Origin of the sequence: Pseudomonas sp. UC 17F4 (assembly GCF_900101695.1) — a bacterium.
Classification (GTDB): Bacteria; Pseudomonadota; Gammaproteobacteria; order Pseudomonadales; family Pseudomonadaceae; genus Aquipseudomonas.
Genome location: NZ_FNKV01000001.1, coordinates 3085936 through 3106802, shown reverse-complemented (window position 1 = coordinate 3106802; position 20867 = coordinate 3085936). Strand labels below are relative to the sequence as shown.

Genomic DNA, 20867 nt, shown 5'->3' with positions numbered 1-20867 from the left:
AAAATGAGGAACCCACCGTGATCGATTCCCTCAACCACCTCCCCCGACCGTCCGAGAACAACGCCACCCTCGCCGAACACTTCAGCGACCTGGCGCCAGCGTTGAACGCCCGCCAGGCCGCGCTTGAAGCCTCACGCTGCCTGTATTGCTACGACGCGCCTTGCGTCAACGCCTGCCCCAGCGAGATCGACATCCCCTCGTTCATCCGCAACATCCACCAGGAGAACGTCCAGGGCGCGGCGCAGAAAATTCTCTCGGCCAACATCCTCGGCGGCAGTTGCGCGCGGGTGTGCCCCACCGAGATCCTCTGCCAGCAGGCCTGCGTGCGCAACAACCACCAGGAGTGCGCGCCGGTGCTGATCGGCCTGTTGCAGCGCTATGCCGTGGACCATGCCGAGTTTGCCCAACACCCGTTCCAGCGCGCCGCCAGCACCGGCAAACGCATTGCCGTGGTCGGCGCCGGCCCGGCGGGGCTGTCGTGCGCCCACCGCCTGGCCTGGCACGGCCATGACGTGGTGATCTTCGAAGCCCGGGACAAAGCCGGCGGCCTCAATGAATACGGGATCGCCAAGTACAAGCTGGTCGACGATTTCGCCCAGCGCGAGCTGGACTTTGTCCTGCAGATCGGCGGCATCGAGATTCGTCACGGCCAGGTGCTGGGCGACAACCTCAGCCTGGCCGAGCTGCAACAGCAGTTCGACGCGGTGTTCCTCGGCCTGGGCCTGAATGCCGTGCGCCAGCTGGGCCTGGCCAACGAGGTAGCGCCGGGCATGCTCGCCGCCACCGAGTTCATCCGCGAACTGCGCCAGGCCGATGACCTCAGCGCCTTGCCGGTGGCCGACCGTTGCATCGTCCTCGGCGCCGGCAATACCGCCATCGACATGGCCGTGCAAATGGCCCGCCTCGGTGCCCGCGACGTCAACCTGGTGTATCGCCGTGGCGTCGAGGACATGGGCGCCACCGCGCACGAGCAACACATCGCCAAGGACAACCAGGTACGCCTGCTGACCTGGGCCCAGCCCGAACAAGTGCTGCTCGACGATCAGGGCCGGGTGCGCGGCATGCGCTTTGCCCGCACGCAGTTAAGCGATGGCCGCCTGCAGCCAACCGGCGAGACCTTCGAACTCGCTGCCGACGCGATCTTCAAAGCCATCGGCCAGGCCTTCGATGCCAGCGCCTTGAGCGACAGCAGCGGCCAGCAGCTGGCCCGCGAGGGCGAGCGCATTCGCGTCGACGAGCAGCTGCGCACCAGCCTGCCCGGCGTGTATGCCGGCGGCGACTGCACCCAGCTCGGCCAGGACCTTACCGTCCAGGCCGTGCAGCACGGCAAGCTGGCCGCCGAGGCCATGCATGCGCACCTGATGCTCAATGTGGAGGCTGCATAATGGCTGACCTGTCGATCGAATTCGCTGGCATCAAGGCGCCCAACCCGTTCTGGCTGGCCTCCGCACCGCCCACCGACAAGGCTTACAACGTGGTCCGTGCCTACCAGGCCGGCTGGGGTGGCGTGGTCTGGAAAACCCTGGGCGAAGACCCCGCCGCAGTCAACGTCTCGTCGCGTTACTCGGCGCATTACGGGGCCAACCGCGAGGTCATGGGCATCAACAACATCGAGCTGATCACCGACCGTTCGCTGGAAATCAACCTGCGCGAAATCACCCAGGTGAAGAAGGACTGGCCAGACCGCGCACTGATCGTCTCGCTGATGGTGCCCTGCGTCGAAGAATCCTGGAAAGCCATTTTGCCGCTGGTCGAAGCCACTGGCGCCGACGGCATCGAGCTCAACTTCGGCTGCCCCCACGGCATGCCCGAACGCGGCATGGGCGCGGCGGTCGGCCAGGTGCCGGAGTACGTCGAACAGGTCACCCGCTGGTGCAAGACGTACTGCTCGCTGCCGGTGATCGTCAAGCTGACACCGAACATCACCGACATCCGCCAGTCGGCCCGCGCCGCCCATCGTGGTGGCGCCGACGCGGTGTCGCTGATCAATACCATCAACTCGATCACCAGCGTCGACCTCGAACGCATGGTTGCCCACCCCATTGTCGGCGACATGAGCACCCATGGCGGCTATTGCGGCTCGGCGGTCAAGCCGATCGCCCTGAACATGGTTGCCGAAATCGCCCGCGACCCGGCCACCCACGGCCTGCCGATCTGCGGTATTGGCGGCATCGGCAGCTGGCGTGACGCCGCCGAGTTCGTCGCCCTCGGCTGCGGCGCGGTGCAGGTGTGCACGGCGGCGATGCTGCATGGCTTTCGCATCGTCGACGAGATGAAGGATGGCCTCTCGCGCTGGATGGACAGCCAGGGCTACCGCAGCCTCAAGGAGTTCCAGGGCCGCGCCGTGGGCCACACCACCGACTGGAAGTACCTAGACATCAACTACCAGGTGGTGGCCAGGATCGACCAGGCGGCGTGCATCGGTTGCGGGCGCTGCCACATCGCCTGCGAAGACACCTCGCACCAGGCCATCGCCAACCTCAAGCAGACCGACGGCAGCCACCGCTACGAGGTGATCGACGCCGAATGCGTGGGCTGCAACCTGTGCCAGATCACCTGCCCGGTACAGGACTGCATCGAGATGGTCCCGCAGGACACTGGCAAGCCGTTCCTCGACTGGCTGCATGACCCGCGCAACCCCTATCGCGAAGCGTCCTGAGGCATAAGGTTACGACCTTGGCGCTGCAAAGCGCCAAGGTCGCCTTGCTCACAAGGCTACTCGGGCTCGAACTCAAACAACGTAGGCTTGCCGTTGATCAGCTCAATTCGGCCAACCTGCCACCGGTTGGCTTCGAGCTGAACAGGCTTGGGATAAAACGTGTGTACATTCGTGCCCAGTGTGACTGTGCAGCAGACATGTTCGGCGGTGAGCTCGCCAACCTTGGAATAGTTGGTTACCACGATATCGTAGCGCCTGTAGTACCAATAAGAGATATCGATGACCTCCATTCCCGGGCCCGTCATTACATCCTGGACAAGACGGGCGTAAGGCGACCTTTCCAGATCGCCCCTGTTTGCGTAACTCACGCTTGGCTGTTCATTAAGCGACGCCTGCGGCATGTTCAGGGCGACATCCAGATCTCCGAGTGCGGCGCTCCAGCTCAGGCATACTTTTCCTGCCCGGCCGCTTGTAAGTTGAGGGCCAGTGTCTTTTGTTAGTGTTTGTGCAGCAACGTCAAGCGTTTCAACGAATAGTGCGTTTTCGATCTGGGTGGCCAGCTTCGGCTGTAGACGCTCCATTTCTGCAGTCGCTTCGCCGATGTAACGAATGCGGCTGACTGCCAGGACTTCATTGGCCGCCACAAGAGCGGCGTGATCTGCCGGACCGTGATTGACCACGAACACATCCGCCTGCGGACAACTGCGCGCATAGTCATCGGCGGCAACGGTAAAGTTGCCGCGGCTGGCGTTCAGGTAATGTTTGCACTCAAGGACAAAACGGGTGTTGCTGTTACGGTCGCCGGCAGAATCGACGCGCAGGATGCGAAAGTCCGGTTGAATACCGACTTTGCGTTTTTTACTGGTCCCTATCAGGTCGGAGCGCAACTCTGCCCAGACATCATACTGCTCACCCTGCCACTGGTAAGACGCCAGCCGGCTACCCCCAAACGCGAAAGACAAGACCCCATTTGCATCGGGATGGAATTGCAGGCTTTCGGTACGCCGCGCTGCAGTTTGCAGCAGAACGCTGCCAACCCATACGGAATAGAGCTCGTGGCGCTTGCGCCATAACGGCAGGTTGAGCAGGTCAAGCAACTCCTTGCGGGTGCGATCGACCCATTGCTCGCGTGTTGTCAGTGCGTCGAGTGTTGGTGTGACGCTCGCCACAATATCCTGGGGGGCGAGCCTGCCCTGGCGGACTCCCTCGACAATCGACCTGAGGTAGAACTCGATTCCGGCATCTACCTGATCGTGGGTTGCCGAGATCCGTGCACGATCCACTTCTGACAAGCTGGGCAACCGAGAGGCCATTAGACCATCCCTGCTTGAAGCCATGCTCCCACACCAGCTTCTAAGATCATTCAGCAATTGCGCAAGACGCAGCACTACATGATCAAATTCGGCATGCTGAGTAGCCGGCATAGGCAGCACCTGGGGAAACCCCTCGCATTTCGTGCTGCCGACCCCCGGCACAAACGATTTCAAGCTATTCCTTAATTCCCAGAGCTGAACGGCCGAAGCTAACTCATACCGCGAAACCAATACCCTTTCCAGCCGCTCAACACTCTGACGAAATGCCTCCAGCGTCGACTTGATAGGATTGCTCACATTCTTGAAGCGAAAAGACACGCTCAGCGGCTGCTGCCCCTGCGCCTCAGCCAGGGCCAAGGTCTGCAGGATATCCTTCATCATCACACCGAAATCGCGCTGGGAGGTCAGTACGGCCACCAGCAAGGTCTCGACGCTGACCTGAGCCAAACCACTGCGCGCATCTGCCTTCAACAGGGCCTCCACCGATGGGTGAGCAACCAGTGAAGGTACCGACGCCAGCAGCGCCTGCTGTACCTGATGGTCAAACTGTACATCACGCCCCGGACGCCGCTTCAGCTTCAGTTCAATACCTGCGCCACTGAGCAGCTCGCGCCACAACGCCTGAGCGCTCACTACCGTGAGTCCATTCATGGTGGTTCCTGTAGATTCGGTTCAAGTGGGGTACCGCGGTTTCAGCGTAGATCACTGCGCCGGTACAGGCTCAAGCCCACTGCCAGCGCCGCCAGCATGCCGGCGCAACTGCGGTTGATCCACTGCATGGTGCGCGCCGAAAAGCGCCGCATGGCGTGCCGCCCGCCATAGGCGTAGACGGCCATCATCAGCCCGTCGATCGCCGCGCTGGTGATCGCCAGCACTAGGTACTGCTCGGCCACCGGTTGCTCGGGGCGAATGAACTGCGGCAGGAACGCCGAGAAGAACAGCAAGCCCTTGGGGTTGGACAAGCCGACGAACAAGGCCCGCAAGAAGGCCGAACGCCCCGTGGCGCCAGCGCTCACCGTACTACGTTGCAAGGCCCCGCTCGGCGCCCGCCAGAGCACCCAGGCCAGGTACAGCAGGTACACCGCGCCCACCCACTTGACCACGCTGAACAGCTGCTCCGAAGCCTGCAGCAACGCCCCCAGGCCACAGCCCACCGCCGCAATCAACACCAGGTCGGAGAGCATCGCCCCGGCCATGCCGAAACCGGCCACGCGCATGCCGTGGGAAGCGCCATTGTTAAGGGCCAGCAGCATCGCCGGGCCGGGGGTGATCATCACCGCGCTGGCGGCGATAACGTAGAGCAGCAGGGTCGAGGCTTCCATGGCGGGCTCCGCGGGCAGAAAGGCCCAAGCATGCCTCGGCCAGACTGATCATGGCAATCGTGCCATCCCGCGAATGCCTATATCATGACGGTTACAGGAATATCCCCGCGAGGAAGGAATCGTCATGCTTTACCGCCTGGGCGCCGATGGTCTGGTGCTGTTTCACTTGTTGTTCATTGTCTTCGTGCTGTTTGGCGGTTTGCTGGTGCTCAAATGGCGCGGTGCGATGTGGTGGCATCTGCCGGCGATGAGCTGGGGCATGGCCGTGGAGTTCTTGCACCTCACCTGCCCGCTCACCGAGTGGGAAAACCGCCTGCGCCAAGCCTCGGGCCTGGCCGGTTATGAAGGCGGTTTCATCGAGCACTACATTTGGCCGATCATCTACCCGGCGGGGCTGACGCCTGGCATCCAGCTGGTGCTCGGCTCGGTGGTGGTGCTGGTCAACGGCCTGGTCTACCTGCGCGTAATGCGCCAGTGGCAGGCGCGGCGTCAGCAGCGCATTGCCTAGCGTGTAGCAACGATAAACAGGCGCGGGAACGGCAGCAACACCGTGCCATCGGCGGCAGGCGGATACGCCTGCTCCATCGCCTGCAGGTAATACTGCAGAAAATCTGCCTGCTCCTGGGCATCCAGCGCCGCCAGATACGGCCGCAATGCCGAGCCCTTGAACCACTCCACTACCGCCGGCGCGCCGCCTGCCAGCGGGTGGTAATAAGTGGTGCGCCAGACGTCCACGCGCCGGCAATGGGGGCTGAGCACATCGTAGTAATAGGCCGCAGTGTGCCGTGGCGGCAGTTTCAGGTCACCGACCTTGCTGGCCCAGCTGCCCAGTTTGGCGATCTCGCGAAGCTGGCGGTGGGCCGGTTCGTCGAGGTTGTCCGGGGTCTGGATCGCCAGGCTGCCACCGGCCCTCAGTTGACGTACCAGCTGCGGGTACAGCAGCGCGTGGTCGGGCAGCCATTGCAGCGAGGCGTTGGCGAGGATCACATCGACACCCTCATCGACGCTCCAGCTAGCGATATCAGCCACTTCGAAGGCCAGCTGCGGCAAACGCTGGCGGGCGGCGGCGATCATGTCTTCGCTGCTGTCCAGGCCGGTCACCTGCGCCTCGGGATAGCGGCTGGCGAGCACTTGCGTGGAGTTGCCCGGGCCGCAGCCCAGGTCCACGGCGCTGGCGACTGTGTGGTTGGGCAGCGCCGCCACCAGGTCGCGCACCGGGCGCGTGCGTTCGTTCTCGAAGGTGCTGTATTGCGCAGCTGACCAGGTCATCGCAGGTTCCTTTAGTGGCCTTGGGAAATCGAGCGTGTCCTAGCATGCCGGTTACCCGCCGATTAAGAAACCTCGTACAGCAGCGCCGCCAGTTTGCGCCCGGCAAAACGCAGCTGCGCATCGCTCAGGGCGGTGAAGCCGATCATCACCGCAGGCCGCAGTTGCACCTGCTGGCAGAAGCTGCCGATCGGTTGCAGTTGCAGGCCCTGGTCGGCGGCGCGCTGGCAAAAATCCTGCTCATCCGCCCCTACCGGCAACCACAGGACAAAGTGCAAACCGGCTTGCTGGCCGCTGACCTCATAACAGCCCGGCGCATGCTCGGCCAGGCAGGCGAGCAGCAGGTCGCGGCGCTGCTGATAGGCCTGGCGCGCCTGCCTCAGGTAGCGTACGAAGCTGCCATTGGCCAGGTACTCGGCCAGGCCCAGTTGCTCGGTAACCCCGACCGCGCCGCCGGTGCCCTGCAGGGTCGCCAGCAACGGTGCGCGCAGGCTCGCCGGCACCAGCATGAAACCCACGCGCAGGCCGGCGAACAGGGTCTTGTTGAAACTGCCGCAGTAGATCACCCGGTCGCCGTGATCCAGCGCCTTGAGCGCCGGCAGCGGTGCGTTGTTGTAGTTGAATTCACTGTCGTAGTCGTCTTCGACGATCCACGCCTCGGCACGCTTGGCCCAGTCCAGCAGCATCAGCCGCCGCGACACCGACAGGGTCACGCCCAACGGCGACTGGTGCGCCGGGGTCACGCAGGCCAGGCGGGCATCCAGGTGACGCTCAAGCGCTTGCGCGTCGATGCCCTCGGCGGTTACCGGCACCGCCACCACCTGCGCCCCGGCCCGCGCAAACAGCGACCTGGCGGTGCGGTAGCCGGGGTCTTCGACACAGGCCTTGTCGCCCGGGCGAATCACACTGCGCGCCAACAGGTCGATGCACTGGCGGATGCCGCTGGTGACGATCAAGTCCTGGGCAGTGCAGCGGATGCCGCGATAGCGGCGCAGGTAGTCGGCGATCTGCTCGCGCAGGGCCGGCAGCCCGGCCGCATCCGGCGAGCTGAGCAAGGCTGCCGGCGCTGTCGCCAGGGCCTTGGCCAGCGCCTGGGACCAGGCCTTGAGCGGGAACAGCGCCGGGTCGGCCAGGCGCGCGACAAACGGCACACCCACCTGCACACCGGCGCCGCTGGCCGTGCTCGGTGCGCTGAGCGGCTGGCACGCCGGCGCCGCTGCCGGCTCACTGCCAGCAGCGATAAAGGCGTCAGGCACCACTGCACACACCCGGGTACCGGAGCCGGCCACCCGGTTGACATAGCCCTCATCGCGCAGACGCTCGAACACCAGCTCCAGGGTGCCCCGCGACAGCTGCCAACGCTCGGCCAGGGTGCGCGTCGAGGGCAAGCGGCTGCCGGCCGCCAGGCGCTTGTCGAGGATCGCATCGCGCAGGGCGGCATAGGCGCCTTGCTGCTTGCCCTGGGCCAATGCCGTGGGCAGCGGGAGATCGAGGGCGATGGCGGCTTTGCCTGTGCGCATAGTGGTCCAATCAGGTTTGTTCTTAATGGCGCTGCCGATTAAACCACATTGGCCGCTAAGGTCTGCGCATCGATCACAAGGAACCGTTCAATGCCCACCCCCTCCTCGCCCGGCCCGCGAACCTGGCTTCTATTGCTGCTGATGATTGTCTGCCTGCCGCGGGTGGCCCTGGACATCTACCTGCCCGCCCTGCCCGACATCGCCATCGCCCTGCACGCCAGCGACGCTCAGTTGCACCTGACCCTGACCCTGTACATGCTCGGCTACGCCCTGAGCATGCTGATCAGCGGCCCGCTGTGCGACCGTTTTGGCCGCCGCCCGCTGTTGCTGCTCGGCGGCACGATCTACCTGCTGGCAAGCCTTGCCTGCAGCCTGGCCAGCAGTGTCGAGGGGCTGATTGCCGCGCGCCTGTTCCAGGCCCTGGGCGGTTGCTGCGGGGCGGTGATTGGCCGGGTGATGGTGCGTGATCACTTCGACCGCCAGCAGCAGGGCCAGTTGCTCGGCTACCTGTCGATGGGTATGGCGCTGTCGCCGATGATCGCGCCCGTGCTGGGCAGCCTGATCGAAACCGGCCTGGGCTGGCGCTGGATCTTCCTGCTGCTGACCTTGAGCGCTGCCCTGAACCTGCTGCTGATCGCCCAGCGCCTGCCGGAAACCCGCCCGCCGCAAGTGGACGGGCAGCGTCAGCAACCGGTGCTGAAGGTCTACCTGCGCCTGCTCGGTGACGGCTACTTCATGCGCTATTCACTGGCGATTGCCTGCGTTTACTGCACCTACTTCCCGTTCATCGCCGAGTCCTCGACCCTGCTGCAACGCCGCCTGGGCCTGAGTTCGGCGCAGTACGCCGCGGTGTTCGCCGTCACCGTCGGTGGCTACCTGGTAGGCTCGCAGCTGTTTCGCCGGCGCAGTGGCCGCTACAGCGCCGATGCCTTGCTCGGCCAGGCCCTGGTGCTCAACCTGGCTGGCGCGCTGCTGCTGATGCTCGCCACCCGGCTGTGGCCCGACGCGCTGCTGGCGATCGTCCTGCCGATGCTGCTGATCATGCTCTCGGTGGGCCTGGCCATTCCGGCCTGCCAGTGGGCGGTGCTGCAGCCTTATGCGGCCATCGCCGGCAGCGCCTCGGGGTTGTTCTTTTTCATCCAGATGGCCTTCACTGCACTGTGCAGCCTGGTCATCGGCCAGCTCTCCGATGGCAGCGCCGGGCCCCTGGCCGGCATGACTGCGCTGGCCAGCCTGGCCTTTGCCCTGGTGCTCAAATGGCTGCGCAGCGAAGCGATGACGCTCAAGGCCGGTTCCGGCTAACATGGGCGATTACCTCACCCGCCGGAAGCCTGCCATGAGCCTGACCATCCGCCCCGCGCGGCGCGAAGACGCCGCCCAGATCCTCGCCTTCATCACCGAGCTTGCCGACTACGAGCGCGCCGTCCACGAAGTAATCGCCTCCCGGGCCGACATCGAACGCACCTTGTTCGACGACGGCGCCAAGGCCCTGAGCCTGATTTGCGAGCGCGACGGCCAGGCCATTGGCTATGCGGTGTACTTCTACAGCTACTCGACCTGGCTGGGGCGCAACGGCATTTACCTCGAAGACCTGTACATCACCCCCGAGCAACGCGGTGGCGGTGCCGGCAAGCAGTTGCTGCGTCATATCGCCGTCGAAGCCCTGGCCAACGGCTGCGGGCGCCTGGAGTGGAGCGTGCTCGACTGGAACGAGCCGGCCATCCAGTTCTATAAATCCCTGGGCGCCCTGCCCCAGGATGAATGGGTGCGCTACCGCCTCGAAGGCGCCGGCCTTGAGGCTTTCGCCCGCGGTTGAATGGCTGGGCAAGTGCGGCGCGATCGGCTAAGGTGCGCGCCTTGCCCTTACCTCGCCTTGCCAAGGAATGCACTGAATTGAAGGCCCTCTTTCGCTCCCTCCCGTTACTGTGCCTGGGCGCTGCCCTGGCGGCCTGCAGCGCCACCCCCGCCGACCCGGTCAGTTTCAAGGAAAATGACCTGTATGGCCTTAAAGACCCCAGCGGCAAGGTCATCGTTGCGCCGTCCATCGAGCTGCAACCGGTTTACCACGAAGGCATGGCAGCCGTTCGCATCAACAACAAATGGGGCTACATGGACCGCAAGGGGCAGTTGCTCATCCCGACCCTCTACAAGCGCCCCGGGCCGTTCAGCGATGGCCTGGCAGGCGTCTGCCTGACGTATTCCGAGTGTGGCTACATCGATACCCGGGGCCGCACCGTGGTGCCGTTCGAGTATGACTGGGTAGAGGGTTTCGACGACGCCAAGGATGGCCTGGCGGTAGTCGCCAAAGGCAACCTGTTCGGCATGATCAACCGCAAGGGCGAGCAGGTGATCCCCCTGCGCTTCAGCTCGCGGCCCATTACCGAGAAGGGCTATGTGCTGCTGAACGACAGCGCCAGCAAAAAAAGCGGCCTGATGAACACATCCGGCAAAGTGGTGCTGCCTTTCGAATACGACGGCTTCGCCTACAATACCTGGGGCGGACGGCTGATCAACGACAATCTGCTGAGCGCGGCAAAAGAAGGTAAATGGGGCTTTATCGACCTTAAGGGCAAGGTGGTCCTGCCCTATATCTATGACAGACCCGGTTTTTTTCGCGACGGCCAGGCCATCGTACAACGCGACGGCAAGCACTACCGGATCGACCGCAAGGGCAACGAAACGCCCTTGGAATACGAGCCATTGAAGCTACCCTGAGAGTATTTCCAATGATGTAAGCCTGGTGCACAGGAGTGCTGCCCATGGTCGTCAAAGCCAATAGCCAGACCTTCACCATCCTCGCCCAGGACCCGGCGGTGCGTGATGCCCGCGGCCAGTTGCTGTTCGCCCGGGTCAGCGTGCCGCTGGAAACCCTCGGCCTGGGCCCCACCGGCTACCGCCTGAAGGTGGTCGACTTCGACGCCTCGCGCAACCAGCTGTACCACGCCCACTCCTACCAGCAGGACGCCACCAGCGGCGCGATGATCGACCCCTTCGATCAGCCCGGCGAGGCGCTGCTGGGCAACCCGGCGTTCCACTGTCAGCACGTCTACGCGGTGGTCATGCGCACCCTGGCGCGCTTCGAGATGGCCCTGGGGCGCCGGGTCGGCTGGGGCTTCGAGGGCCACCAGTTGCATGTGGTGCCGCATGCTTTCGTCGAGGCCAATGCCTTTTACTCGCGGGCCGACCGCGCCTTGATGTTCGGTTATTTCAAGGGCCTCGACGGCCAGCACGTGTTCACCTGCCTGTCCCACGACATCGTCGCCCACGAGGCCACCCACGCGATTCTCGACGGCCTGCGCGGCGGCTTCATGAATGCCTCGGGGCCCGATCAGGCAGCCTTCCACGAAGGCTTTGCCGACGTGGTGGCGCTGCTGTCGGTGTTTTCCCTGCGCGAAATCATCGAGTACGCCCTGACCAATGGCGGGCGTATCGAGCTCACCGTACAGGGCGATCGCCGGCTGCTCAACGGCGACCAGCTGAGCCCGCAGAACCTTGCCGAGTCGCTGCTGTTCGGTATCGGCGAAGAGTTCGGCCAGCAACTCGAAGGCCTGCGCGCCAATGCCCTGCGCCGCTCGGTGATGCTGCCGCCGTCGGCGGATTACCTGAGCGACGAGCAGTTCGCCGAAGCCCACAACCGTGGCGAAGTTTTCGCCGCCGCCATGCTTCGGAGCATGCTCGCCCTGTGGGTGGCGCGCCTGGGCGAGCTGGGCAATTTTGGCGACAACCTGTACAACCTGCGCGAAGTGGTTGAAGAAGGCGCCAAGGCCGCCGACCAGTTGCTGACCATCGCCATCCGCGCCCTGGACTACTGCCCGCCGCTGGACCTGGAGTTCGGCGACTACCTGGCCGCCCTGCTCACCGTCGATGCCCAGGTGGCCCCGGACGATTCGCGCTACGACTACCGGCTGATCATCCGCACCACCTTCGAAGCCTTCGGCATCAATCCGCCGCCAGCGCGCACCGACAGCGACGGCTGCTGGCACGGCTTTGCCGACAACGGCCAGGTGCAATACCGCAACAGCCACTTCGACTCGATGCTGCGCGACGACGAAGAGGTGTTCCGTTTTCTCTGGGAGAACCGTGCGGTGCTGGGCATCGACGAGCGCGCCTACACCGAGGTGGTGTCGGTGCGCCCGAGCATCCGCCTGGGCACCGACGGCCTGCTGCTGCGCGAGAGCGTGTGCGAATACATCATGAAGGCCAACATCTTTGGCGCCGAGCTCAAGAGCGTGTGCAACATCAGCCCGCGCCCGGCCTGGATCAAGACCACCGACGCGCTCACCGTCTACGGCGCCGGCACGCTGATTTTCGACCAGTATGGGCGCATCAAGTATCACGTCCAGCGCCCGCTCAACGACGGCCAGTGGCAATTGCGGCGCTTGAGCTACCTGGCAGGTCTCGATACCAGCGAGCTGGACCTGCGCAACCCGTTGGCGCAACTGCACCGCCAGCGCGCCTGGCAGGTCGGCCCATTGCGCGAGGAGCAAGCATGAAACCGACCAGCCTGACCCTCTATGCCTACCAGGTCGGTTTTGGCGACTGCTTTTTGCTGCGTTTCAACTACCCCGGTGACGTACGCCGCCATGTGCTGATCGACTTCGGCTCCATGGGCATGCCCAAGGGCGTTGCCCAGGGCCAGCGCCTGCTGGCAATCGCCGAAGACATCAAGGCCAAGTGCGCGGGCAAGCTCGATGCGGTGGTCGCCACCCACCGGCACGCCGACCATATCAGCGGCTTTGCCAGCAATCGCGCCGGCACCGCCAGTGGCGATGTGATTCGCAGCCTGGCGCCGGAGCTGGTGCTGCAACCCTGGACCGAACAGCTGGAGCTGGCCGAAGACGCCATTGCCCCCGAGCAACCGGGCCTGCGCGGCGCGCGCAGCATGGCCCAGACCCTCAAGAGCATGAATGCCCTGGCCAGCGCCGTGGTCAAGCTGCTCGACCAGGGCAAGCATGGGTTGTCCGCAGAGCTGGCCAGGCGCCTGGGGTTTATCGGCGAAGACAACATCTCCAACGCCAGCGCGGTGAACAACCTGGCGAGCATGGGCAAGCGCAACGCCTATGCCTTTTTTGGCAGCGAAGATGCCCTGGCCGAACTGTTGCCCGGTGTGCGTACCCATGTTCTCGGCCCGCCCACGGTCGAGCAGAGCGCCTCGATCCGCAAGCAGCGCAGCCGTGACCCGGCCGAGTTCTGGCACCTGCACCGGCAACTGGTCGATGCCCAGGTCACTGCGCCGGACGACGACCCCGGGCCCTTTGCCGACTACCCGGCGACCCGTGGCAGCAAGCTGCCGATGAGCACCCGCTGGATCGCCCGGCGGGTGCGCGAAGCCCGTGGCGAGCAGTTGCTGCAGATCGTCACTGCGCTGGACAAGCAAATGAACAACACCAGCCTGATCCTGCTGTTCGAGGTGGCGGGCAAGAAGCTGCTGTTCCCGGGCGATGCGCAGATCGAGAACTGGAGTTACGCACTGAGCCAGCCGGACATTCGCGCGTTGCTGGCAGACGTCGACCTGTACAAGGTCGGCCACCACGGCAGCCTCAATGCCACGCCAAAAAGCCTCTGGGGCGGCTTCAACAAACGCGGCAAGGCTGGCATGCCACAACGCTTGACCAGCGTACTGTCGACCATGCCCGGCAAGCACGGCAACCCCGAGGCCGGCACCGAAGTGCCAAGGCGGCCGTTGCTGGACGCGCTGGGCAAGGAGAGCGAGTTGCACAGCACCGATGGCTTGGAGCCGGGAAGCTTGTACGAGGAGATCGAGTTCAGCTTTTGACCGCTGGCTTGCCAGCGATGCTTTGGATCAGGGCTCAAGCCCGATCCCCCTGAGGATCACACTGGTCACCGTCTGCACCGCCCGTTCGAACTGCAGCTCCGACAGCGGTTGGTGATCGTTGAGCAGCCCGACCTGGTGGCTGAAGTCGGCGTAGTGCTGGGTCGAGGCCCAGATCATGTACAGCAGGCCCGAGGGCTCCACCGCCAGGATCCGCCCGTCCTCGATCCACTGGCGGATCTTCGCTTCTTTCATTTTCGCCCAGTCGTACAGCGGGTCGTCCAGCGCCGCGCCGAGGTTCGGCGCACCATGGATGATCTCGTTGGCCCAGACTTTGGAGCCATGGGGCCGGGTGCGCGAATGGTTCATCTTGGCGCGGATGTAGCTGCTCAGCACGATGCGCGGATCGTCATACAGTTCAAAACACAGGGCATCCTGCTTCCACACATCGAGCAGGCCGAACAGCACCGCCTGGTACAGCTCGGCCTTGGTGCTGAAGTAATAGTGCACGTTGCTGCGTGGAAGCTGCGCGGCCTCGGCGATGTCGGCCATGGCGGTGCCGGCGAAGCCTTTTTCGGCAAAGACCTTTTCCGCTGCCAGAAGGATGTTGTCAACGTTGCGTTGACGAATGCTGAGCTTGTGCTGGGCCATGGCCGAATCCGTTGCGACTGACCCTGCAAGGCTACCATTGCCGGAGCATTCGTGCGCTGCAAGCAAAAAGCTTGTGCGGCAACGGGCATTTTTCTGCGCGGGCACAGTCGCAATACTGCACGTCTTGTTTATCAACGCTCGCACCGGAGGAACCCGCTCATGACTATTCCCGCCCTTGGCCTTGGCACCTTCCGCCTCAAGGATCAGGTAGTGATCGATTCGGTGGCCACCGCCCTCGAACTCGGTTACCGCGCCATCGACACCGCGCAGATCTACGGCAACGAAGCCGAGGTCGGCCAGGCCGTGGCCGCCAGCGGCATCGACCGTGACGAGCTGTTCATCACCAGCAAGATCTGGACCGAGAACCTGGCCGCCGACAAGCTGATCCCCAGCCTCAAGGACAGCCTGCACAAGCTGCGCAGCGACTACCTCGACCTGACCCTGATCCACTGGCCATCGCCCCAGGGCGCAGTGCCGGTCAGCGAGTTCATGGGCGCCCTGGCCGAAGCGCAAAAGCAGGGCCTGACCCGGCAGATCGGCGTGTCCAACTTCACCATCGACCTGCTGCGCCAAGCCATTGAGGTGGTCGGCAAGGACGCCATCGCCACCAACCAGATCGAGCTGCACCCGTACCTGCAGAACCGCAGGCTGGTGGACTTCATGCACAGCCAGGGGATTGCCGTGACCTCGTACATGACCCTGGGCTACGGCAAGGTCCTGCACGACCCGGTGATCAAGCAGATCGCCGCGCAGCACGGCGCCACCCCGGCGCAGGTGACCCTGGCATGGGCCCTGCAGCTGGGTTATGCGGTGATCCCGTCCTCGACCCGGCGCGAGAACCTGGCCGGCAACCTCAAGGCCCGCGAACTCAAGCTCAGCGCTGACGACATGGGCAGGATCGCCGCCCTCGACAGCGGCCTGCGCCTGACCAGCCCCGAGAGCCTGGCGCCAGCCTGGGACTAACCGCGGTCGGTGCAGACCCGGGCCAGTTTCAGGTACTGCAGGCTGTGTTGCCGGCCCGCGGAGTCGACATAGACCATGCTGGCCAGCACCACCTCGCAGGTGTCGCTGGCCGGTTCGCTCAGCTGCAGCACCCGGGCGACATCCACGGGCATGCCATAGTGATAGACCGGCACCGGTGTGGCGGCCTGGGCCGTCGCCGCCAGCAACAGGCTCAAACCCGGCAGATAACGCAGGCTCATGGTGATTCTCCTGTGCACGCAAGCGGTTCGCCGCAGTGCCGGCGAACCTCGACCCGTTGAGTGTGGCGCGCTGCGGGCATAGGCGTTGCACCAGGGGATCAACGGCAGCGAATCAGGTAACCTGAACGCCAGACAAACGCCTGCGGATACGCCCCTCACCATGGAACTCCACATCAGCCTGCAGGGCCGCAAGGGCCTGGCCGAGCAGCTTTACCAGCAGTTGCGCGACGGCATTGACAGCGGCCGCCTGGCGGCCGGCACGCAACTGCCCCCCAGCCGCCTGCTGGCCGAGCAACTGGGGGTGTCGCGCAAGACCGTGGCCGAAGCCTATTCGCGCCTGACCTACGACAACCTGCTCAGCGGCCAGGTCGGCAAAGGCAGCTTTATCACCCCTGCCGCCACCCGCAACCCACCACCCAGTACCAGCATCCCCCTGGCCAGCGCCGCCACCCTGGCCAAATGGCAGGCCCGGGCCAACCCGCTGGCTGACCTCAAACTGCCGATGTTGCGCTACGACTTTATCGGCGGCGCCTCGAGCAAGGTGCAATTCCCCTTCGATGACTGGCGCCGCTGCAGCCAATACGCCCTGCGCCAGATCCGCCACAGCAGCGCCCGCTACAGCGCCCACCAGGGCCTGCCGGAGTTGCGCGAGGCGATCGCCCGGCATATCGCCTTCGCCCGCGGCGTGCGTTGCAGCAGCCAGGACGTGGTGGTCTGCAACGGCGCCCAGCAAGCCCTGGACCTGATCACCCGGGTGCTGGTCGAACCCGGTTGCCAGGTGGCCATGGAAGACCCCGGCTACACCCCGGCGCGCCAGTTGTTCCTGGCCCAGGGCGCCGAGCTGCAATGCGTGCCGGTCGACGCCGAGGGCATGTGCGTCGAGCAGATCGCCGAGGGTACACGGCTGATCTACGTCACCCCGTCGCACCAGTTCCCGCTGGGCATGCCGATGAGCCCGGCGCGCCGCCAGGCCTTGCTCGAACGTGCCGCAGCGCTGGGCGCGATCATCATCGAGGACGACTACGACAGCGAGTTTCGCTATGAAGGGCGGCCCACCGACTCGTTGCAAAGCCTCGACCGCCACGGCCTGGTGGCCTATGTCGGGACCTTCTCCAAAACACTTCTGCCGGAGCTGCGCCTGGGTTACTGCATCGTCCCCGAAGCGCTGCGCGAGGCGATCTGCATCGCCAAGCAACTGACCGACTGGCACACCCCGACCCTCAACCAGTGGGCACTGGCGCAGTTCATCAGCGAAGGTTCGCTGCAAAAGCACATCCGCCGCGTGCACGAGGTCTATGCCGCGCGCCGCGAATGCATCCTGGCCCGCCTGCAGGGTGACCTGGCGCCCTGGTTCGAGGTAGTGCCGGCCACTGCCGGTTATCACCTGAGCGCCCTGGCCCGGGGCGAGCTGGATGTCGAGTTTCTGATCAGCATGGCGCGCAAGGTCGAGGTCGGCCTGTATTCACTGGCGCCCTTCCATGCCCGCGTGCCGGTGCGCCAGGGCCTGCTGCTGGGCTTTGGCGCCATCGAACGGCTGGACATCGACCCGGCCCTGGACCGCCTGCGCGACGTGCTCCAGGCCCTTGACTGATTGGCCTCCTGACAAAGGGCAAAATTGGCTATTCGAGTACGCCGTACCTGGCGCTAAGGTAGCGCCATCGCCGCCTGTGGCGGACCTTAGCGGAGAGCAGCAATGAGCAATCGTATCGAATGGGCCAAACACTCGCCTGAAGCCTACAAAGCCATGGTCGGCCTGGAAATGGCCCTGGGTAAATCGGGGCTTGAGAATTCGCTGCTGGAGCTGGTGCGCCTGCGTGCTTCGCAAATCAATGGCTGCGCCTACTGCGTCAACCTGCACGCCAACGATGCACGCAAAAGCGGCGAAAGCGAAGCGCGCCTGCAGACCCTGAGCGTCTGGGACGAAACCGAATTCTTCAGCCCGCGCGAGCGGGCGGCGCTGGCCTGGGTCGAAAGCCTGACCCGCCTGCCCGACCAGCGCGCCCCGGAGCACCAGTACCGCGCGCTGCTCGAGCACTTCAGCGAAGCCGAAGTGGTCAACCTGACCCTGGCCATCGCCACCATCAACGCCTGGAACCGCTTCGGCGTCGGCTTTGCGATGATTCCTGGCTGATCTGTGTTTGGACACAGACTGTGGGAGCGGGCCTTGCAGTGTTTCAATCAGCCCGCCGGGGTCGGCATCACCGGCGGCGTGTACTGCAAGGTGGTGCCGAGGATCCACAGCAGGAACAGCACCAGCGGCACGTGCACCAGCAACTGCACGAACGAGAAGCCGATCAGGTCGCGCGCCTTCAGGCCCAGCACGCCCAGCAGCGGCAGCATGTAGAACGGGTTGATCAGGTTCGGCAGCGCCTCGGCGGCGTTGTAGATCTGCACCGCCCAGCCCAGGTGGTACTGCAGGTCGTTGGCCACCAGCATCACGTACGGCGCTTCGATGATCCACTTGCCGCCGCCCGAAGGGATGAAGAAGCCCAGCACCGCCGAGTACACGCCCATCCGCAAGGCATAGGTGTCGTGGGTGGCGATCTGTACGAAGAAGGTCGAGATGTGGTGCGCCAGGCTCTGCGCATCGGCGCCCTGGACCTGGGTCAGGATCGCTGCGATCGAGCCGTACAGCGGGAACTGGATCAGCACCCCGGTGGTGGTCGGCACCGCCCGGGCCACGGCATCGAGGAAGCTGCGCGGGCGCCAGTGCAGCAAGGCACCGGCCATGATGAACAGCAGGTTGTAGGTGTTCAGCCCGGAAATCGCGGTGATCGCAGGTTTGGTCGAAAACTCGTTGTACAGCCAGCCAGCGGCCAGCGCCACCAGCAGCAGGATCAGGATCGGGCTGTACTCCAGCCACTCGCCCGGGCGGGTGCGCTGCGGTGTTGGCGGTGCCGAGAAGCTTGGGTCGACGCCGCAGGCTTCGGCGCTGCGGGCGCTGTTGGGGCCCGGCGCAGTGGCATAGGCCACGACCAGCGAAACCACCACCAGCGCGGCGAGCATCACCCCCGACTGCCAGAGGAAGATGGTCTCGGTGAACGGGATCACCCCGGTGATCGCCAGGATCGACGGCGGCAGGCTGGCCGGGTTGGCCTGCAGTTGCGCGGCCGAAGACGACAGGCCCAGGGCCCACACCGCACCCAGGCCCAGGTAGGCGGCGGCACCGGCGGCGCGGTAGTCCATTTTAAGGTCGGTGCGCCGGGCCAGGGCGCGCACCAGCAAACCGCCGAACACCAGCGACAGGCCCCAGTTGAGCAACGAGGCGACCATCGAGATCAACGCCACCCAGCACACCGCCGAACGACCGTTGTTGGGGAGGCGCGCCAGGCGGTCGATCAACTTGACCGCAGGTGGCGAGCTGGCCACCACGTAACCGCCGATGACCACGAAAGCCATCTGCATGGTGAACGGGATCAGGCTCCAGAAACCGTCACCGAAGGCCTTGGCGGTATCGGTGGGTTTGCCGCCCATGGCGAGGGCAGCGACCGACACCAGCACCACGGCCAGGGCGGCGAACACCCAGGAGTCGGGGAACCAGCGTTCGGCCCAGTTCGAGCAACGCAGGGCAAAACGGGCGGAGCGGCTGTCTTGGATATCAGCGGCCACGGGATTTTCCTTTTATCGTTATTTTTCTGGAACAGCCAAAAGCCCCATCGCGGGGCAAGTCGGATCGCCGCACCGCCGCTCCCACAAATACCTGTAGGAGCGAGCTTGACCCGCGATGGGGCCCGAAAGCACGACTCAGAAGGTCATTTCTTTAACATCATCCGCCACAATCAGCTTGCCCGCGGTCTTTTCGATGATCTCTTCAACCGTCACCCCCGGCGCAGTCTCGCGCAGGATGAAGGCGCCGTTCTCGATCTCAAGGTATGCCAGGTCGGTGAGCACCTTGCGGATGCAGCCGGCGCCGGTCAGCGGCAGGCTGCAACGCGGCAGCAGCTTGGACTCGCCGTCCTTCGAGGCGTGGGTCATGGTGACGATGATGTTGTCGGCACCGGCCACCAGGTCCATCGCCCCGCCCATGCCCTTGACCAGCTTGCCGGGGATCATCCACGAGGCGATGTTGCCTTGCACGTCCACTTCAAAGGCGCCGAGCACGGTGAGGTCGACGTGACCGCCGCGGATCATGGCGAAGGATTCGGCCGAGTTGAAGATCGAGGCGCCGGTGCGGGCGGTGACGGTCTGCTTGCCGGCGTTGATCATGTCGGCGTCCAGCTGCGCTTCGGTGGGGAATTCACCCATGCCCAGCAGGCCGTTTTCCGATTGCAGCATTACGTCCATATCGGCCGGGACGTAGTTGGCCACCAGGGTCGGGATGCCAATGCCGAGGTTGACGTAGTAGCCATCCTTGAGTTCACGGGCTACACGTTGGGCCATTTGTTCGCGGGTAAGTGCCATGGTCAGGATCTCTTTATTGTTCTGGGGTCGGGTCAGGCTTTGACGGTGCGTTTTTCGATACGCTTCTCGAAGGTGCCGACGATGACCCGGTCGACATAGATGCCCGGGGTATGGATTTCGGTCGGCAGCAGCACGCCCGGCTCGACGATCTCTTCGACCTCGACCACGGTGATCTTGCCGGCGGTGGCGGCCAGCGGGTTGAAGTTCTGCGCGGTGTTGCGGTACACCACGTTGCCGTAGTGGTCGGCCTTCCAGCCCTTGACGATGGCGAAGTCGCCGGTGATGGACTCTTCAAGGATGTACTTGCGGCCGTTGAATTCGCGCACCTCTTTGCCTTCGGCGACCGGGGTGCCGTAGCCGGTGGCGGTGAAGAAGGCCGGGATGCCGGCGCCGCCAGCGCGCATTTTCTCGGCCAGGGTGCCTTGCGGGGTGAGTTCCACTTCAAGTTCGCCGCTGAGCAGCTGGCGCTCGAACTCGGCGTTTTCGCCCACGTAGGAGGCAACCATCTTGCGGATCTGGTGCTCTTCAAGCAGCACGCCCAGGCCAAAGCCGTCGACGCCGCAGTTGTTGGAAACCACGGTCAGGCCCTTGACGCCACGGCGCTTGATTTCGGCAATGAGGTTTTCCGGGATGCCGCACAGGCCGAAACCACCGGCCAGTACCGTCATGTTGTCGGTCAGGCCTTCAAGGGCCTGTTCATAGGTTGCTACGCGCTTGTCCAGTCCGGCCATGCTGATCCGCCTTTTGTAGTTGTTGATCC

At 64.5% G+C, this 20867-nt stretch carries 20 protein-coding genes; 11 read left to right on the top strand and 9 right to left on the bottom strand.

The window, feature by feature from the left end; translation table 11 throughout:
• Nucleotides 1-17 precede the first annotated feature (17 nt).
• On the top strand, nucleotides 18-1385 hold the full coding sequence (locus BLR26_RS14375) for an NAD(P)-dependent oxidoreductase (protein ID WP_093381620.1): 1368 nt from the start codon (nucleotides 18-20) through the stop codon (nucleotides 1383-1385).
• On the top strand, nucleotides 1382-2659 hold the full coding sequence (gene preA, locus BLR26_RS14370; protein ID WP_093387493.1) for an NAD-dependent dihydropyrimidine dehydrogenase subunit PreA: 1278 nt from the start codon (nucleotides 1382-1384) through the stop codon (nucleotides 2657-2659). Before BLR26_RS14375 ends, preA begins: the two co-directional genes overlap by 4 nt.
• 56 nt (nucleotides 2660-2715) lie before the next feature.
• Here the strand turns inward: preA and BLR26_RS14365 are convergent, their stop codons facing one another.
• Complete coding sequence (locus BLR26_RS14365) at nucleotides 2716-4623, bottom strand: hypothetical protein (protein ID WP_093381617.1); 1908 nt, start codon at nucleotides 4621-4623, stop codon at nucleotides 2716-2718.
• Nucleotides 4624-4664: 41 nt separating this feature from the next.
• Nucleotides 4665-5294, bottom strand: coding sequence for a LysE family translocator (locus tag BLR26_RS14360; protein WP_093381613.1), 630 nt, complete (start codon nucleotides 5292-5294; stop codon nucleotides 4665-4667).
• 124 nt (nucleotides 5295-5418) lie between these two features.
• Here BLR26_RS14360 and BLR26_RS14355 point away from each other — a divergent pair, with 124 nt between their 5' ends.
• The gene (locus tag BLR26_RS14355; RefSeq protein WP_093381611.1) at nucleotides 5419-5802 is read left to right on the top strand and encodes a DUF2784 domain-containing protein; all 384 of its coding nucleotides are present in this window, start codon (nucleotides 5419-5421) and stop codon (nucleotides 5800-5802) included.
• On the opposite strand, the gene tam is transcribed toward BLR26_RS14355, so the two are convergent.
• Nucleotides 5799-6563: a trans-aconitate 2-methyltransferase gene (tam, locus tag BLR26_RS14350; RefSeq protein WP_093381607.1), complete on the bottom strand. Its 765-nt coding sequence runs from the start codon at nucleotides 6561-6563 to the stop codon at nucleotides 5799-5801. The genes BLR26_RS14355 and tam overlap by 4 nt on opposite strands.
• A 62-nt stretch (nucleotides 6564-6625) precedes the next feature.
• Complete coding sequence (locus BLR26_RS14345) at nucleotides 6626-8080, bottom strand: MocR-like pyridoxine biosynthesis transcription factor PdxR (RefSeq protein ID WP_093381602.1); 1455 nt, start codon at nucleotides 8078-8080, stop codon at nucleotides 6626-6628.
• A 90-nt stretch (nucleotides 8081-8170) separates the two neighbouring features.
• Here BLR26_RS14345 and BLR26_RS14340 point away from each other — a divergent pair, with 90 nt between their 5' ends.
• From BLR26_RS14340 to BLR26_RS14320, 5 genes are all read left to right on the top strand, one after another.
• Nucleotides 8171-9382 carry a multidrug effflux MFS transporter gene (locus BLR26_RS14340; RefSeq protein ID WP_093381599.1) on the top strand — a complete coding sequence of 404 codons (1212 nt, stop codon included), beginning with the start codon at nucleotides 8171-8173 and terminating at the stop codon, nucleotides 9380-9382.
• A 34-nt stretch (nucleotides 9383-9416) separates the two neighbouring features.
• The gene (locus BLR26_RS14335) at nucleotides 9417-9896 is read left to right on the top strand and encodes a GNAT family N-acetyltransferase (RefSeq protein ID WP_045195638.1); all 480 of its coding nucleotides are present in this window, start codon (nucleotides 9417-9419) and stop codon (nucleotides 9894-9896) included.
• A gap of 77 nt (nucleotides 9897-9973) precedes the next feature.
• The gene (locus tag BLR26_RS14330; protein ID WP_176794246.1) at nucleotides 9974-10795 is read left to right on the top strand and encodes a WG repeat-containing protein; all 822 of its coding nucleotides are present in this window, start codon (nucleotides 9974-9976) and stop codon (nucleotides 10793-10795) included.
• Between the two features lie 44 nt (nucleotides 10796-10839).
• On the top strand, nucleotides 10840-12573 hold the full coding sequence (locus BLR26_RS14325; protein ID WP_093381594.1) for a gluzincin family metallopeptidase: 1734 nt from the start codon (nucleotides 10840-10842) through the stop codon (nucleotides 12571-12573).
• Nucleotides 12570-13856: a ComEC/Rec2 family competence protein gene (locus BLR26_RS14320; protein WP_093381590.1), complete on the top strand. Its 1287-nt coding sequence runs from the start codon at nucleotides 12570-12572 to the stop codon at nucleotides 13854-13856. The genes BLR26_RS14325 and BLR26_RS14320 overlap by 4 nt, the downstream gene beginning before the upstream one ends.
• Nucleotides 13857-13883: 27 nt before the next feature.
• Here BLR26_RS14320 and BLR26_RS14315 read toward each other — a convergent pair whose 3' ends face one another.
• Nucleotides 13884-14504 carry a TetR/AcrR family transcriptional regulator gene (locus tag BLR26_RS14315; protein WP_045194080.1) on the bottom strand — a complete coding sequence of 207 codons (621 nt, stop codon included), beginning with the start codon at nucleotides 14502-14504 and terminating at the stop codon, nucleotides 13884-13886.
• Nucleotides 14505-14663: 159 nt separating this feature from the next.
• Here BLR26_RS14315 and dkgB point away from each other — a divergent pair, with 159 nt between their 5' ends.
• Nucleotides 14664-15467, top strand: coding sequence for a 2,5-didehydrogluconate reductase DkgB (dkgB, locus tag BLR26_RS14310; protein WP_093381587.1), 804 nt, complete (start codon nucleotides 14664-14666; stop codon nucleotides 15465-15467).
• Here the strand turns inward: dkgB and BLR26_RS14305 are convergent.
• Nucleotides 15464-15706: a DUF2790 domain-containing protein gene (locus tag BLR26_RS14305; RefSeq protein ID WP_045194082.1), complete on the bottom strand. Its 243-nt coding sequence runs from the start codon at nucleotides 15704-15706 to the stop codon at nucleotides 15464-15466. The two genes, dkgB and BLR26_RS14305, sit on opposite strands and share 4 nt — an antisense overlap.
• Before the next feature lie 160 nt (nucleotides 15707-15866).
• Between BLR26_RS14305 and BLR26_RS14300 the strand changes: the two genes are divergently transcribed.
• Nucleotides 15867-17297 carry a MocR-like pyridoxine biosynthesis transcription factor PdxR gene (locus tag BLR26_RS14300; RefSeq protein ID WP_045194083.1) on the top strand — a complete coding sequence of 477 codons (1431 nt, stop codon included), beginning with the start codon at nucleotides 15867-15869 and terminating at the stop codon, nucleotides 17295-17297.
• Nucleotides 17298-17399: 102 nt separating this feature from the next.
• Complete coding sequence (locus BLR26_RS14295; protein WP_045194084.1) at nucleotides 17400-17837, top strand: carboxymuconolactone decarboxylase family protein; 438 nt, start codon at nucleotides 17400-17402, stop codon at nucleotides 17835-17837.
• A 47-nt stretch (nucleotides 17838-17884) separates the two neighbouring features.
• Here the strand turns inward: BLR26_RS14295 and BLR26_RS14290 are convergent, their stop codons facing one another.
• From BLR26_RS14290 to BLR26_RS14280, 3 genes are all read right to left on the bottom strand, one after another.
• The gene (locus BLR26_RS14290) at nucleotides 17885-19315 is read right to left on the bottom strand and encodes a short-chain fatty acid transporter (protein WP_093381584.1); all 1431 of its coding nucleotides are present in this window, start codon (nucleotides 19313-19315) and stop codon (nucleotides 17885-17887) included.
• A gap of 135 nt (nucleotides 19316-19450) precedes the next feature.
• Complete coding sequence (locus BLR26_RS14285) at nucleotides 19451-20107, bottom strand: CoA transferase subunit B (protein ID WP_045194086.1); 657 nt, start codon at nucleotides 20105-20107, stop codon at nucleotides 19451-19453.
• A gap of 32 nt (nucleotides 20108-20139) precedes the next feature.
• Entirely contained in the window at nucleotides 20140-20838 is a 699-nt protein-coding gene (locus BLR26_RS14280; RefSeq protein WP_038994784.1) for a CoA transferase subunit A, read from the bottom strand.
• Nucleotides 20839-20867: the final 29 nt, after the last annotated feature.

Bases quoted from the DNA above. Each gene is read 5' to 3' on its own strand.
- BLR26_RS14315 (WP_045194080.1), bottom strand. From the start codon at position 14,504: ATGGCCCAGCACAAGCTCAGCATTCGTCAACGCAACGTTGACAACATC.
- BLR26_RS14300 (WP_045194083.1), top strand. From the start codon at position 15,867: ATGGAACTCCACATCAGCCTGCAGGGCCGCAAGGGCCTGGCCGAGCAG.
- BLR26_RS14325 (WP_093381594.1), top strand. From the start codon at position 10,840: ATGGTCGTCAAAGCCAATAGCCAGACCTTCACCATCCTCGCCCAGGAC.
- BLR26_RS14295 (WP_045194084.1), top strand. From the start codon at position 17,400: ATGAGCAATCGTATCGAATGGGCCAAACACTCGCCTGAAGCCTACAAA.
- BLR26_RS14335 (WP_045195638.1), top strand. From the start codon at position 9,417: ATGAGCCTGACCATCCGCCCCGCGCGGCGCGAAGACGCCGCCCAGATC.
- BLR26_RS14305 (WP_045194082.1), bottom strand. From the start codon at position 15,706: ATGAGCCTGCGTTATCTGCCGGGTTTGAGCCTGTTGCTGGCGGCGACG.
- BLR26_RS14355 (WP_093381611.1), top strand. From the start codon at position 5,419: ATGCTTTACCGCCTGGGCGCCGATGGTCTGGTGCTGTTTCACTTGTTG.
- dkgB (WP_093381587.1), top strand. From the start codon at position 14,664: ATGACTATTCCCGCCCTTGGCCTTGGCACCTTCCGCCTCAAGGATCAG.
- BLR26_RS14320 (WP_093381590.1), top strand. From the start codon at position 12,570: ATGAAACCGACCAGCCTGACCCTCTATGCCTACCAGGTCGGTTTTGGC.
- tam (WP_093381607.1), bottom strand. From the start codon at position 6,563: ATGACCTGGTCAGCTGCGCAATACAGCACCTTCGAGAACGAACGCACG.
- BLR26_RS14280 (WP_038994784.1), bottom strand. From the start codon at position 20,838: ATGGCCGGACTGGACAAGCGCGTAGCAACCTATGAACAGGCCCTTGAA.
- BLR26_RS14285 (WP_045194086.1), bottom strand. From the start codon at position 20,107: ATGGCACTTACCCGCGAACAAATGGCCCAACGTGTAGCCCGTGAACTC.
- BLR26_RS14340 (WP_093381599.1), top strand. From the start codon at position 8,171: ATGCCCACCCCCTCCTCGCCCGGCCCGCGAACCTGGCTTCTATTGCTG.
- BLR26_RS14360 (WP_093381613.1), bottom strand. From the start codon at position 5,294: ATGGAAGCCTCGACCCTGCTGCTCTACGTTATCGCCGCCAGCGCGGTG.
- BLR26_RS14365 (WP_093381617.1), bottom strand. From the start codon at position 4,623: ATGAATGGACTCACGGTAGTGAGCGCTCAGGCGTTGTGGCGCGAGCTG.
- BLR26_RS14345 (WP_093381602.1), bottom strand. From the start codon at position 8,080: ATGCGCACAGGCAAAGCCGCCATCGCCCTCGATCTCCCGCTGCCCACG.